Source organism: Rhizobium sp. NFR07, from assembly GCF_900111905.1.
In the GTDB taxonomy this organism is placed as follows: domain Bacteria; phylum Pseudomonadota; class Alphaproteobacteria; order Rhizobiales; family Rhizobiaceae; genus Neorhizobium.
In genome coordinates this window covers 1-13376 of the sequence record NZ_FOKM01000028.1, presented here as the reverse complement: position 1 = coordinate 13376, position 13376 = coordinate 1, and the positions used below count along the sequence as shown (strand labels likewise).

Genomic DNA, 13376 nt, shown 5'->3' with positions numbered 1-13376 from the left:
ATGCAAATTCAATGTCGGTCGTAAAAATATCGATCGCGGAACGGGCGTGACCTAAACCATTTCCAATGGACGCTTTAAAGTCACGATGGAAAACCTGGAGAACTCAGAGAACGTCACGCAAATCCCTAAGTACCGAAGCTTCTGTGAGGCAGCACGACGTTCTGGCCTGCCTCCTGACGCCATGCGGCCATTCAACGCTAGTAACGGACACTATCTCGGTCCGATCAAAGACCTTGGTCCATCTCACCTCAATGATACCCTGCGCCCGATTTGGTAAACCGGTTTGGCAAGGCGAATTGTTCTTCTACTCCCGATTGCTGCTGAGGCCGTTCCTGGCAATCTGTTTCCACACAGGGAATCTGCAATTCAGCTAAAATCATGAGACGGTATTCCTATTTTATCTCCCGCTTGACTCTTTCCAGCCCGCCTGGTGGAACATACTCACGCCGTGACTAGAGAACCGGAGATTGCGGCGTGCCAATCGGTCACGACGGAGATGGTGAACGCATCGGTTTTTCCGATTTCTCCATGCGGACAACGAAGCGCCAGGCGAACACCTTTTCCCGTCCGCCACTATCTCTTCATCCTCCAACCGCTATCTCCTGCGTTAACCGTCATCAGTGTGGATCGAGCCCGGGCTCGCTTTGAACGAGGGGTCTAGGGTGATTAAATGCGCGATCAAACCCGGTCGAGCAAATCGAAAATCCCCTTGGGACGGCCGCCTTGGTCGCCACGATCGCGGCGAGCTATCTCATCCGACCGGCGACGGATCCCCGGACATCATCCACCGTGTCGGCGTCGGCCCAGGGCCAGCCAGAGAATCTCGCAGCTTCAGCTAACCCGTCGGATGGGTCGAGACCTTAAGGCGTCGCCAGCTTCTCGGACCACTCACGATCAGGCATGTCCTGGCAAGCCTTCGATTGAGTTCGAAGAACAGTCGTTCCTCCAACCGTCTGTTTTCTCCATAGCAAGGCGCAACATGTCGATAGGGATCACGCGGTTTTCGCCTAGGGAACCAACGGTGTGTTTTTGCATTTTCTCGGGCAAAGTCATCAGGTTACTGCCCGCATGCGCGAACTGTTTACCAGTCTATTTCTCGTCTTATGTCTGATCCCCGTCGGTTCAGGCGGCCTACAGGTCGCCTCAGACCTTTCGCAACAGGACGCCCGCCGATCCGTTTCGAAACTCGATACGACCCCGCTTTGGAGCTCGCAGGTTGAACGGGTTGACCCCACAACGCAGGCGTATGAAAGGCTTCCCTCCGCTCTTGGCAACACTACACTGGTAGCCGACGTTGAGCCGGCGCGCCGCGTGAGCCTGTCGATAAGCGGCTCATCGCCAATCGAAAAGCCGCAGGTGCATTCAGGTGACGTGACAGATCAGCTGCAGATCGCATCGCTGCAAAAATGGTGCAGCGCACGGTATCGCTCCTATAATCCGGATGACAATACCTACCAGCCCTTTGACGGAGGGCCTCGCCAGGTCTGCGCTGCGCCGTTCGAGGCGGCAGCATCTGTCGAACGCAACCGGGCAGTCATTGCAGGCCGAGGCGATGCTATCGCCAAGTGGTGCAGTGAGCGCTACCGCTCGTATCGCGCCGAAGACAACACTTACCTGCCCTCCTCAGGCGGGAGGAGGCAGTGTCCTGGCCCAGGTTCGCAGTCGGCCAATAATATCGCAACAAGTGTTCCTGGGGTCTCGATCGCCCAATTCTGAGCGTTTGTCCGTCTCTCGGTCAGAAACGAAGCAGGGACCTTCAGCGATTGCTCAGCTGCAAGGCCGATATTGAGCGCTCATGTTGTTCGCCCAAGCGATCAATCCCTTTGCTCTCCGCTCGCTGCAAGATTGATTAGTAAAGGGCGAGATTTGACCGAACCGGTAAGTTTGACGAGATCCGACGTCTCTCGGCTTTCGACATGAGCACGATTTCGGTGAGGGGAGCGAAACAGTGCAGGAGTATGCATAAAGCGGCAGGAGCGGGCACGTTCAATCCTTGCGTGGCTGGGTGGAGTGCAATGCCGCGCGGCGTAAGCGTAAGGCTGATGGCTTATCAAGCGTGTGTGTTCCAATCCGGCAACCAGCAGCATTCTGAGCTTGGTTGGAAGCCTGTCTAGTAAGCTCGACGCGCCGCGCGGTCTACCATGGCTGCAGCCAGCATCCAAAGCGAAAGCACCACGGGGATCGCGACAAGAGCAAGCCACATCCCAGTCTCGGTCGCGCCTAGAGACGCGGCGACGACTGGCCCGACAGCTGACCCAAGTAGGGCGAAGAGAACGGCGACGACGGCCCCGGCCCTCAACCCGACCGACAACATTCCGCTGACAGAAATGAGATAAACTATGCTCCAGACCATTTTGGTACCTCCGGGCATTTCGATGCCACGAAAAGTTTCGCAAAAGGTGAATTTTCCAGATGCATCCGCGGTTTTCAATTTCATTCAAGCCCCATGAATGTGTCCAGACGCTGATCTATCGTCACCGTCGGGGACGTCGTGCGCGGATGCTCCGGGCGGCGCGACGCGGCCGGTCCCGAACTCGAAATTCTGCGACCAACGTCTACATTCGAACCGCCCCGGGGAGGTCGTTTTCGTCAACCATTCGACCGGAAGCACTTGGCCTTAGCAACCAGGTTGTTTCGACATCAAATCCAATCCTCGGGCAGTCGGTGGCTGCCAAGTTCTCGATTCGGGCAATGCGCCCTGCGGGTTGGTGCCGAGATAATTGCCGCCAGTGCCGCCCGTCCAACCAGTCGACCCTGTGTTGCCAGGGGCGGTGCCCGCGGCGGGGTTTTTTTGAGGCTGTGTTGCAGGCTCCGCGCTGCTGGAACCGCATCCCATTTCTTCTTCCAAGCTCTGTCTCGACGGGGGCGACTGACCGCTCGCGGACGCGATCGTTACAAGCAGCCCGCAGGACAGAACAAGAATGCGGATATCTTGTCTCTGCCGTGATCGGCGCGCTTTCGGCGGCAATAACATCGTGATCCTCCAAGTGTTGCCAACGTGAAACCGCGCGCTGGGACCATCGTTCCAAATTCGCAGCCGCGCTCTCGAAACCATCGCCTCGTCGCGTTTCGACCTTTGGGTTTGACCTGCACTCGTCGGGATTGCGGTGAACACACTCGAGAGCAATCGGGTGGCCAATCTTATAGATCACTATTTCAAAGGTCGGCGGTAGCAGCGGCCCGCAAACCAGCAAACGCGAAGTGCGGGGTTACGTCACATGCGATCCAGGGCCAGAGTAGCAACGTCGACCCCTGGCTTAGCTTACTCCTGCAGGACATTGTCCAAGCAAATTGCGCATCGTAAGCATCGCACTAGCGGGTTATGAATGTAAGCCAAATGCCGCCAATCACGACAGCTGTCGCTGAAATGTAATCGGCTGGCAGAGAAGCGAACAGTCCGCGTCGGATTCTGACGATCACGATATTGCCTTGCGCGGCCGTGGTGCCCAATCGAGATCGCGGCATTTCTGTTCTCCCGCCGTTATTCCTGCTGAGCTGTTTGTGAACGGCCCGACGAGACAGTGAAGTGGGCCTCGAAACTCTATGAAGACAGCTTTGGTCACACAATCGTGGAAGACCGTCATGCCAGCTTCATAGATATCCATTCCGTGCCGCCCCCGTTCCCGCGAAGCACCTAACGCGATAACAGAATTAATGTTCCAGGTAGGACCATTGATATGGGAACATTCTTGAACCCTGCGCTCCAACCGTTAGCCCGCGCATGGAAGGCTAAGTCTGGGGCCTAAAATCAGGCTGCCTCAAACACGCCCTTTTTTAATTGGTCAGGTCGGCTATGAGATGAATTCCTTGATCCGATCAAGGCGATCTCTATGTCCTCACAGACGCACTTGCACATCACGCGAAACTGCTTCGGCCCTCGTCAATCAAAAGCGGCTCCGGATAATGCAGATCATTTCCGAGCGTGGGGCTCGAGTTGGTGAACTGGCCAACAAAGTTGGCCCCAGTCAGTCGGGCTCTTGCAACATCTTGCGAGATTGCGTCAGGACCAGCTTGTCTCAACGCGTAGGGAAGCTCAAAATATTGATTATACGACAGACCATTCTGGAATTCGGAGAATTCTGGTAAGTCTGGAGGCTGTCGAACAGCAAGAGACAGAACAGAGCGCGTCAATCGATCAGATAAATACCGTTTGAGCGCATTTAGTGCACATGGGCAGGCGATGCCCGAGTGTGGATGGGTACAACGATCCCGACATAGCGAATGATTTCTCCGACTTTGCTCCTGAAACCTCTGCCAAAGCCGATGACGAAGATGTAATCGCCATCCGAGTCCATGACGCGGTACGTCTCCTAATGCGGGCGATCGGGAATTATGCTATCGCGGATTGTCTTGGCCAGTCGCGGCTTATCTTCTGGATGAACACGCTCAAGATAAGACTCGATCGGCAATCCCTGTGACGCGATCGTCGGATCAAGCCCAAAAAGATCAGCCAGTGCACCATCAGCGTAGAGAATACTTTCGGGCACATCCCATGTGAAAAAGTCAGCCTCAGACGACGCGTCGCCACTGGCCTGCTACGTATAAAGCGTCTTCGATTGTACGCATCGTCGTCCCATTGCGCATCCTTTGATGTTACTTTAGGCGTGCCGCACTCAACTTCAGGCGTAGTCGCGTCGTTTTGCCAGTGTGACCGATCTCGGGACACGCCCGTCAGCGCTTTGGCGGGTCCTCCCGGTCAAAGATTGCGGGCTTCGGCAAATAGGCTGCCTTCCCCTAATCGCCGATGAGCCGTCTGTATTCTGCTTCCGGCACACCATAACAGTCGCCCGCGACTTCTTCGAGGACGCTCCGGTTCCTGATTGTGATAAGAACTCTATCGGCTCGTATTGCGTAGCCACCTTCCAGACGGTGGAGCGCTTCAGTGACGGAGGGCCGCCTCACTCCAAGCATTAAAGCAAGGAAATCGTGTGTCAGCGGGAGTTCGTCACCGATACGATCCTGGCACATCAATAGCCATCTCGCCAGTCGTTGATCGACCTGATAACGCGCATCAGCAAGCGCCGTGGAAGCTACCTGGATCATGAACACGTGTGCATAACTCAGTAAAAGCGTGCGGAGCGAAGAGCTCCGATTGGAAGCCTCGCGGAGTTCTGCGGCGCCGATACGCATCGCGATTCCACCCTGCTGCATAAACGCGTGGTGCGGCGTGCTGTCCATACCAAGAGCGACCGGGACTGCAGAGAATCCCTCACGCCCGACGCAGCCGACTTCAATCTCTGCTCCTTTCTTCCCAGCGATTTCCGATGACAGTCCGCTTTCAAAAAAATACACATATTCGACCTTTTCATTGGCCCTGAAAAGGATCTGTCTCTGCTTTAGCTCGACGGATTCAAGATGAGGTGCGACAATCGCGCGATCTTCGCTGGATAAACGCGACAGAATTTTGTTTGCTGTCCAGGACATGCGTTACTCCCAAATCTCTGTTCCTTCTCAGGCGCCAAGGTACGAAACATGACAACCAGCAATTAGTTCTCATGGGGGGAAACGTTTTACGTTCTTGGATGTTCATCTCATACCGACAACGAGAGGTGAAAATGAGCCGGTACTTTTTTCATATCCGCGATGGCGCCAATTTGACCAAAGATACAGAGGGCGCGGAATTCGAAAACATCGACCTTGCCAAGGATGAAGCTCTCCGCTCGGCACGCGAGCTCCTCGCGCAGAGGCTTTTGAATAACGAAGTGATCGACGGTCAAAGCTTTGAGATAACAGATGATAACGGCGTCATCGTCGAGCGAGTGCTTTTCAAGGACGCAATGCGATTATCCTCCCTGTGAGCTTCAAAGTAGAAGTTTTCACCCACCCGAATTCATCGGCTTGCTGCATGACATCGCAGCCTATCTGCCTGTTCCTATGGAGACTACGATTGGTAGGCAGTCTCTTCCTCCAGTGCCAGGTCTCTCAGCAGGGACTGGATCTCGCCGCCGTTCAGCGCCGTGGGGTCGAATCCGCTCAAGGTCCCGATTGTGGAGAAGCGTTCTGCACATTTCTGTGATTTACCGATGAAACCCATCGCCCAATTCGGAAATGACCGCTGTTCAATGGGGTCGAGCGCAAGTAGCGACACGTCACCATGTCTCTCGTCTTGCTGGATCCTTTCGAAGGCGGCTTCGACCTTGTCGAGCGAGCCCTCCAGCACTTGCGCAAAACATCCCTTGTTAAAAAGAAGGGCACCTGTGATCCCATCACGTAGGTTGTTTGCCCGGCTCTTTTCCAGGAGCTCTTGAATGCTCACGGCGAACGTCGCGGCGTCATCTGGGAGATGATTGTGGCTATAATAAGCGAGCCGGAACATGCTGTTCTTCATTTTTCAAACTTCCTTCTCTCAGCCGAGTTGCGTGAAAAACGAAGGGATCTGATTGGCCCCCATCGGCCGACCCGTAAGGTAGCCTTGCACATGGGTGCAACGCTCTGAGCGGACACGGGCGAGTTGCTCGGTCGTCTCAACGCCTTCGGCCGTGATTGCCATGCCGAGGCTGTTGCCTAACGTGGCGATAGATTTGAGGATTGCGGCGCTATCTTCGGAATCAACAGCAACAAAAGAGCGATCGATCTTGATCTTGTCGAAGGGGAATTTCTGCAAATAACTAAGGGACGAATATCCGGTACCGAAGTCATCCATCGAGATCTTCACCCCGAGATCACGCAGGGCATTCAATGTCTGCACCACCTTCTCTGTGTCGTCGAGAAGGGCGCCCTCGGTTATTTCAATTTCCAGACGGTGGGCGGGCAATCCTGATCGTTCTAGAGCGGATGCAACTGTTTGAAGGAGGGTGTGGGCACGGAATTGAAGAGGCGATACGTTGACCGCAACGATCACCTCGCCCGGCCAGGAGACGGCTTCCTCACAGGCTGTTCGCATCACCCAGTCCCCAATCTTCGTGATGAGACCTGTTTCTTCCGCGACCGGAATGAAAGTAAGGGGAGGGATAAAGCCCTTGGCAGGATGCTCCCAGCGAAGAAGAGCCTCGAAACCGGCCACTTCGTTCGTCAACACATCCACGAACGGCTGGTAGTTCAGCTTGAACTGTTTCAAGGCCACGGCTCGTCGAAGGTCGACTTCGATTTCCCGACGTTGGATGAGACAGGTATCCATGCCCGGCTGAAAAATGCAGTAACGACCACGGTCCGTTTTCGCCTCGGACAAAGCCAGCTCTCCGTTACGAAGGAGATTGCATGCCTGCGACGCTTCGGTTTCGATAGCTACCCCGACGCTAACGCCTATGTTGATGGTATGGCTATGTATGACATAGGTACGGCCAACAATATCGACGATCCGCGAGGCCAACTTCGCTGCCGTCGCCTCGTCAGTTACGTCATGCTGCAGTATAACGAATTCATCTCCGCCGATGCGCGCAATGGCGTCACCGCCGCCGCAAGCGGATTGCAGCCGGCCAGCCACCTTCTTCAGAAGCAGGTCGCCTACCACGTGCCCAAGTGTGTCGTTGACCATCTTGAAACGGTCAAGATCAAGGCAGTGGACGGCAATTGGGCGACAAGCCCCTCCTTGACCAAGGGTGCGGGACATACGCGACAACAGCGCCTGGCGGTTCATAAGGCCTGTTAGTTCGTCCCGATCCCTCGACGCGGTGCCAACCGGGCCGTTCAAGAGACGCCGTAGATCTAGGAGGATTATTCCATCACTTACGAACTCAGGAGTGGCCTCGAAGCTTCTACCGTCTTTCGACACTATTAAATGCGTCGAGTGATCAGCATCAGTGACAATCCTCGGTGAAAAGCTTGGGAACAGCTGATATACATCTTTCCCTACGACTGCTTCCAACATGGCCTGGCTGGCCTGATTGGCATAGATTATGACCCCGTCGAACCGTACCAACAAAATGGGATGCGGCAGAACGTCCAGGATCTGTTCATAACTGAGAATGTCAGCTGCGGTCGCTTCGGGCTTTTGCGATAGGTACATTGTGGCATTCATGGCAGCCTGCGGGTTTGAGTCCGCTCCACGATAATTGGCGATCCTTACCTGCCGAGACTAGAAGCCCGTAAAAGGTGAGGGTTTCTTCTGACACGGTTAGCGAGAAATAAAGATGGAGCATCCGGCTTTTGATTGCCGGCCTGTAATGCAGGAGCTGGAGATCGACACGCATAGGGCACGCGAAGCGTTCCGGCTCGCGCACCTGACGTTTTTGTTGGCCAGGGTGGGTATCCGGGAAGAAGCGACCCCGCCTTTCGTTACAACCTATCCGGCGGGATGGACGGAGATTTACGTGCGGCGCAACTACTTCGAGATAGACCCAATCATCGAGGAGGCACGGAGGTCTTTTTTCCCATTCCATTGGTCCTTGGTTGGTGATCGTCGGGTCACCATTCGGAAATTTTTCGACGAGGCACGATCCTTTGGAGTTGGCCGATATGGACTGACGGTACCAATCCGAGCGGCGGATGGCGAACGCAGCCTTCTCTCGGTGACGTCGAATCTCTCCATGCGCGAATGGCGGCGGCAATGCGCACTATGTGAAGATGCCCTCTTCGCATTCGGCCGCCATTTCCATGAACGCTATGTCGCTCTCTCGGGTCTTCGGTCGTCGAACAGCCCCAAGGCTCTTTCTCGGCGTGAGCGTCAATGCCTTACCCTTCTCGGGGAGGGTCTTCTCTTCAAACAGATTGCTGGCGATTTGCAAATCTCAGAGAGCGCTGTCCGGCAATACGTCCATTCGGCGAAACAAAAGCTTCTTGCCAGGACGGTTTCACAGGCTGTGGCGCGAGCCACCGCACTTGAGATCATCGACATTTGAGACGCCGTCGATAGAAGAAAGACCGGATTGTCCTCAGAGCACAAGCCTCACTGAATCGACAGGTTGCGTGGTTGCACGACGAACTGGATCCTCGCTCTGTCGAGCAGCTTTGGTGCGTCAACGTTTCAGGCTGGATCACAGCGGCAATCCTGCAGCTTCCATTAGAGAGAGGTTGTGATGAACAGCGAAATCATAAACCAATGGCGCCGGGCACCACGACTGTGCGCTTTTGCCGAGTTCTTCGAACAAACGGCTCGTGGAACCGCCAATCAACCGGATATGGGAAAACCATATGCCGATGAAGTTCTCCTTGGAAAGGACGTGGACTGCCTCGCATTTGCGGACACTCATCGACGTCTCTGGGGTGCGTTCGACAATCACTACTTTGCAAGCATCCCTTACCGCCTCGAGGAGGAATGTCGGCTCGGCGCAGCCATTCTGCGTTTCGGTCTGAAGGCCTGGGCCCGAGAGGCAAGGCCCGCGGCCGTATATACGTTGGGAGCGGGAGCGGGAACGCTCTCGCGAACGCTCGATCGCGATCGGCAGCTTTTTTTATGTCATGTGCCAGCGACGCCAAGAGCGTCACCTCAAGCTGTGTGTCGGCACCGTGGCGAGCCGATACAAGAAAAGCCATCCTTGCTATTGCGAGACCCAGTTGCGCCGCAATCAGTGCAGCCGTACTCCCGCTCACACGCGGAGAAACCTGGCCGATTTCTGATAGAATTTCATTGATGGAGCACTCTTCGATCCGCATGGGGACGGTCCCTTATGAGTTTGCGAGTTCGCAACGGAATGGCGTCCATTTGGCAAAATATACGCCACTGTTGCCACCATGCTACTTCACATCGCGGATTAGCAATGGTTGATGTAATGCCAGAGTTCCGTGGAGAAATGGCGTGTATTACGAGTGGAATGCGACGAAAGCTCGCCGGATTTACATCGCGAAAATATTGGTGACGTGGGCCGCGGCTATCGCTGCGTCTTGTCTGCCAGTTTTAATGGCAGTGAACGCACTGACCCTCTAAACGGCAACTCGTCCCAACGCACCGCCATATTGGTTTCCAACGCACAGGTAACGGCAAGCCCCTTACTATGGTTGCCGGCTCTTTCATGGTAAGCGGTGTTCCGCTCCCACGTTGTCCTCGCCGCCGTGATCTGTGATCGCCTTTCCACGGACGAGCAACTGGAGTTTCTCCATGGAGAGTACATTGGAGTTTCTCACGACCAGAAAGTCTGGGCGTGAGCAGCATCGGCACTGGCCGGACGAGATCAAGGCGCAGATCGTTTCGGAAAGCCTACGGCCCGGAGCGTTGGTGAATGAAGTAGCTGAGCGATATGGGCTGAAGCCGAACCACCTGTCGACTTGGCGAACGATGGCACGGCAGGGCAAGCTGGTTCTGCCAGCACCCGAGGATGCGGTGGAGTTCGCGGCGGTTGTCGTCGATCCACCAGTTGTGGAGCCGCCCATCAAGAAAGCCAGCCGTCCCGAGATCATTGTCGGCGCTGTCACCATCCGCTTGGAGGAAGGCGCGTCCGCCTCCCGGATCGCCGCCGTTGCGCGGGCTTGTGCGGTTCCGGCATGATCTTTCCGTCGAACCGGGTTCGGATCATGGTGGCGACCAAGCCTGTCGATTTTCGCAAGGGTCACGACGGCTTGGCCGCACTGGTCAAGAACGAGCTGCACAAGGACCCATTTACGGGGACGGTCTTCGTATTCCGATCACGCAAGGCGGACCGATTGAAGCTGATCTACTGGGATGGCAGCGGTCTGGTGATGGCCTACAAACGACTGGAGGAGCACACGTTCACTTGGCCAGACATCCGGGACGGTCTGATGACCTTAGGCCATGCCCAGTTTGAGGCGCTATTTGCGGGGCTCGACTGGCGGCGGGTCCGTTCTGTTGAGGTAAGAGCGCCAACGGCAATCGAGTAGGTGCGTCACGATGACTCGGTTCGTAAATTCCGACAGCGAGACGCCGCCCAATTTGATAAACTTCCAGTATGTTGGATGCGGTCGATCTTCCAGACGATATCGATGCCCTGAAGGCGATGCTGGTTGCGTCGCAGGCGCGTGAAGCCCGCAAGGATGAGCGGATCGAGCGGCTGGAGAAACTGGTCGCTGCTTTTAAGCAGGCAGCCTTCGGTCGTAAATCCGAGAAGACTGACCCTGAGCAGTTCGATCTTGCACTGGAAGACTTGGAAACGGCCATTGCGGCGATTCATGCCGAAGACGAGGCCGACAGTGCTCCGGGCAAACCGCAACCCAAACCACGCGCCGCCAATCGGGGCTCTCTTCCCGCGCACCTTCCTCGTGTCGAAGAGGTGATCGAGCCGGAAAGCTTGATCTGCACCTGTGGTGGCGGCTTGCATTGCATCGGGGAGGACGTGTCCGAGCGACTGGATGTCATCCCGGCGCAGTTCCGCGTCATCGTCACTCGTCGTCCCAAATATGCCTGCCGTGCTTGCACCGATGGCGTTTCCCAGGCTCCAGCGCCTGCACGATTGATCCACGCTGGACTGCCGACCGAGGCGACCATCGCGCATGTGTTGGTGTCCAAATATGCCGATCACCTGCCGCTCTATCGGCAGGCTCAGATCATGAGTCGACAGGGCATCGATCTTGATCGATCCACTCTTGCCGACTGGGTTGGCCGGGCAGGATTCGAACTCCGCCCGGTCTTCGACGCTCTTATCGCCGACCTGAAGCGGTCGACGAAGCTGTTCATGGACGAGACACGTGCGCCGGTCCTCGATCCTGGCTCCCGGAAGACCAAGACCGGATACTTCTGGGCCTTGGCTCGTGATGACCGACCGTGGCGCGGCGGTGCGCCGCCCGGTGTTGCCCTTACCTACGCACCCGGTCGCAGTGGTCTATATGCCGAGCGGATATTGCAAGGGTTCGCAGGCATCCTCCAAGTCGATGGATATGCCGGATATAATCGCCTGATCGCACCGGATCGCGTTGGACCGGATATCCGGCTTGCCTATTGTTGGGCCCATGCTCGTCGCAAGCTGGTCGAGATCACGCGCAGCGGATCGGCACCAATTGCAGAGGACGGCGTACGGCGGATAGGCGAACTCTATCGGATAGAGACCGAACTACGCGGGCTCTCCGCAGAAGCTCGCCTCGCCGGGCGGCAAGAACGATCATCGCCATTGATTGCGGACATGCGAACTTGGCTGACGCATCATCGCGCCCGTGTCGCTGGCAAGTCGCCGCTCGGTGAGGCTCTTGCCTACATCGACAAATACTGGAACGGACTCTGCCTATTTCTCAGCGACGGCCGCATTGAGATCGACAACAACACAGTCGAAAGAACAATCAGGCCGATTGCCTTGAACAGGAAGAATACGCTCTTCGCCGGACACGATGCAGGAGCCGAGAACTGGGCGACCATCGCCTCGCTCATCGAAACCTGCAAGCTCAACGCTGTCGATCCGTTCGCCTACCTGTCCGCCACGCTCAGCACCATCGTCAATGGGCACAGGCAGAGTCAGATTGACGTGCTGATGCCGTGGAATTATCCGCAGCCAGCACAAGGCTGAAGTCTGCTATCGAGCCAATTCGCTCGTGACATCGAATTTCACCATCCCAACTTGACAGCATCGCGGCGACGTAATCTGCTCGCAATCGCTTCAACGCTGCTGGGGATCATAGATGAATACTGGGCGCTTGTTTCTGATTGCCTATCTCACGATCACTGGTCACGCTGTCGCACAAGGCAATCCGCAGCCCTTGAACGCCGAAACATTCGAATACAGCGCATCCATAATTCGGCAGCTTCCATCCACGCATGACGAGATGATCAAGGGCTGCCCCAAAACTGGTTTTCTGGAGCTGAGCGAAGCTGGACTAAAGGAGCTTCGGCAAAAGAGCGGCTTAACTCGCTCCGCTCTACAGGAGCGCCTGTGTCGTGATATCATTGAAGGAATTGCGTCAGGCGAGATTACCTATCGAACTTGGCGTGATTGGATCAGCACTCCTGATACCGAACGAAAAATCAATGTGTCCGGAAAGTGAGCCACCATTTGAAGCAATTCACTACGGAGTAGCTGTAGGCGAATTCTAAGCATCTCTGTCTCAGCGGTAGCGCTGGAAACGAGCTACTTCAAATGGGTCAAGGTAGCGGGGAGACAGCGCTTACCTTTCATGTACCGGCATGACTGCTCTAAGTCGCGGGGGAAACGCGATATGGTCGTCCATTCGTGCCCTTGGCAAATGCGCACGGCAAAACTCAGGATGGGCTAATTAGACATTTGGAGCATACCCTAATAACCATATCTCCATTCGCTCTGGTTCCTCATCGTCAAGATATGGGCATGATGTTGCGGGCTCGCCTGTTTGCCCTGCGATCGATCCTTCATCGAATATAGCCGCGCGATCCGCACCTGATAGGCTTATCATATCGACTGAGGCATGCCCTTCAACCCAAGCGGCTAAACAGATCGCGTCAGCTTGCATGTATGGATTTGCGATCGGCGACAAACCAATCCGCCCTGCTCGTCGCCCTTCAGCGAAGCATCTGGCGAACTCCTGGTCTTCATCAGCCTCTGACATCGAAAGCCTCTTCTGCGTGACATAGCAACACCGCGAGCCGT

Annotated in this window: 12 protein-coding genes; 7 read left to right on the top strand and 5 right to left on the bottom strand. The window is 55.7% G+C overall.

Annotated elements, in window-relative coordinates; genetic code table 11:
- Positions 1-1068: 1068 nt before the first annotated feature.
- The gene (locus BM216_RS32475) at positions 1069-1716 is read left to right on the top strand and encodes a BA14K family protein (RefSeq protein ID WP_093004415.1); all 648 of its coding nucleotides are present in this window, start codon (positions 1069-1071) and stop codon (positions 1714-1716) included.
- Between the two features lie 3018 nt (positions 1717-4734).
- Here the strand turns inward: BM216_RS32475 and BM216_RS32450 are convergent.
- The gene (locus tag BM216_RS32450; RefSeq protein ID WP_093004407.1) at positions 4735-5424 is read right to left on the bottom strand and encodes a Crp/Fnr family transcriptional regulator; all 690 of its coding nucleotides are present in this window, start codon (positions 5422-5424) and stop codon (positions 4735-4737) included.
- 131 nt (positions 5425-5555) lie between these two features.
- On the opposite strand from BM216_RS32450, the gene BM216_RS32445 reads away from it, so the two are divergent.
- A complete protein-coding gene (locus tag BM216_RS32445; protein WP_093004461.1) occupies positions 5556-5798 on the top strand; it encodes a DUF6894 family protein in 243 nt (80 codons plus the stop codon).
- A gap of 83 nt (positions 5799-5881) precedes the next feature.
- Here BM216_RS32445 and BM216_RS32440 read toward each other — a convergent pair whose 3' ends face one another.
- Together BM216_RS32440 and BM216_RS32435 are read right to left on the bottom strand one after the other, a co-directional pair.
- Positions 5882-6328, bottom strand: a complete 447-nt coding sequence (locus BM216_RS32440; RefSeq protein ID WP_093004405.1) for a BLUF domain-containing protein — start codon at positions 6326-6328, stop codon at positions 5882-5884.
- Positions 6329-6346: 18 nt separating this feature from the next.
- Positions 6347-7957 carry a putative bifunctional diguanylate cyclase/phosphodiesterase gene (locus BM216_RS32435; protein ID WP_093004403.1) on the bottom strand — a complete coding sequence of 537 codons (1611 nt, stop codon included), beginning with the start codon at positions 7955-7957 and terminating at the stop codon, positions 6347-6349.
- A 112-nt stretch (positions 7958-8069) separates the two neighbouring features.
- On the opposite strand from BM216_RS32435, the gene BM216_RS32430 reads away from it, so the two are divergent.
- Positions 8070-8777 (top strand): LuxR family transcriptional regulator, encoded by a 708-nt coding sequence (locus tag BM216_RS32430; RefSeq protein WP_093004401.1) that lies wholly within the window; start codon positions 8070-8072, stop codon positions 8775-8777.
- A gap of 135 nt (positions 8778-8912) precedes the next feature.
- Here BM216_RS32430 and BM216_RS33890 read toward each other — a convergent pair whose 3' ends face one another.
- Positions 8913-9128, bottom strand: a complete 216-nt coding sequence (locus tag BM216_RS33890; protein WP_143102940.1) for a hypothetical protein — start codon at positions 9126-9128, stop codon at positions 8913-8915.
- Positions 9129-9973: 845 nt separating this feature from the next.
- Between BM216_RS33890 and BM216_RS33885 the strand changes: the two genes are divergently transcribed.
- The 4 genes from BM216_RS33885 to BM216_RS32415 all read left to right on the top strand — a co-directional run bounded on the left by BM216_RS33885 (position 9974) and on the right by BM216_RS32415 (position 12798).
- Positions 9974-10360 (top strand): IS66-like element accessory protein TnpA, encoded by a 387-nt coding sequence (locus BM216_RS33885; protein ID WP_143102877.1) that lies wholly within the window; start codon positions 9974-9976, stop codon positions 10358-10360.
- Entirely contained in the window at positions 10357-10710 is a 354-nt protein-coding gene (gene tnpB / locus BM216_RS33880; protein WP_143102878.1) for an IS66 family insertion sequence element accessory protein TnpB, read from the top strand. The genes BM216_RS33885 and tnpB overlap by 4 nt, the downstream gene beginning before the upstream one ends.
- A gap of 68 nt (positions 10711-10778) precedes the next feature.
- Positions 10779-12323 (top strand): IS66 family transposase, encoded by a 1545-nt coding sequence (locus BM216_RS32420; protein ID WP_093002731.1) that lies wholly within the window; start codon positions 10779-10781, stop codon positions 12321-12323.
- A 112-nt stretch (positions 12324-12435) separates the two neighbouring features.
- Positions 12436-12798 (top strand): hypothetical protein, encoded by a 363-nt coding sequence (locus BM216_RS32415; RefSeq protein WP_093002733.1) that lies wholly within the window; start codon positions 12436-12438, stop codon positions 12796-12798.
- A 228-nt stretch (positions 12799-13026) separates the two neighbouring features.
- On the opposite strand, the gene BM216_RS34520 is transcribed toward BM216_RS32415, so the two are convergent.
- Positions 13027-13376 (bottom strand): hypothetical protein (locus BM216_RS34520; protein ID WP_210217100.1); only part of this gene is annotated, 350 nt, incomplete at its 5' end.

What these genes read in the sequence shown, in the direction of transcription:
- BM216_RS32450 (WP_093004407.1), bottom strand. Translation starts at nt 5,424, where the DNA reads ATGTCCTGGACAGCAAACAAAATTCTGTCGCGTTTATCCAGCGAAGAT.
- tnpB (WP_143102878.1), top strand. Translation starts at nt 10,357, where the DNA reads ATGATCTTTCCGTCGAACCGGGTTCGGATCATGGTGGCGACCAAGCCT.
- BM216_RS32440 (WP_093004405.1), bottom strand. Translation starts at nt 6,328, where the DNA reads ATGAAGAACAGCATGTTCCGGCTCGCTTATTATAGCCACAATCATCTC.
- BM216_RS32475 (WP_093004415.1), top strand. Translation starts at nt 1,069, where the DNA reads ATGCGCGAACTGTTTACCAGTCTATTTCTCGTCTTATGTCTGATCCCC.
- BM216_RS32445 (WP_093004461.1), top strand. Translation starts at nt 5,556, where the DNA reads ATGAGCCGGTACTTTTTTCATATCCGCGATGGCGCCAATTTGACCAAA.
- BM216_RS33890 (WP_143102940.1), bottom strand. Translation starts at nt 9,128, where the DNA reads ATGAGTGTCCGCAAATGCGAGGCAGTCCACGTCCTTTCCAAGGAGAAC.
- BM216_RS32430 (WP_093004401.1), top strand. Translation starts at nt 8,070, where the DNA reads ATGGAGCATCCGGCTTTTGATTGCCGGCCTGTAATGCAGGAGCTGGAG.
- BM216_RS33885 (WP_143102877.1), top strand. Translation starts at nt 9,974, where the DNA reads ATGGAGAGTACATTGGAGTTTCTCACGACCAGAAAGTCTGGGCGTGAG.
- BM216_RS32435 (WP_093004403.1), bottom strand. Translation starts at nt 7,957, where the DNA reads ATGAATGCCACAATGTACCTATCGCAAAAGCCCGAAGCGACCGCAGCT.
- BM216_RS32420 (WP_093002731.1), top strand. Translation starts at nt 10,779, where the DNA reads ATGTTGGATGCGGTCGATCTTCCAGACGATATCGATGCCCTGAAGGCG.
- BM216_RS32415 (WP_093002733.1), top strand. Translation starts at nt 12,436, where the DNA reads ATGAATACTGGGCGCTTGTTTCTGATTGCCTATCTCACGATCACTGGT.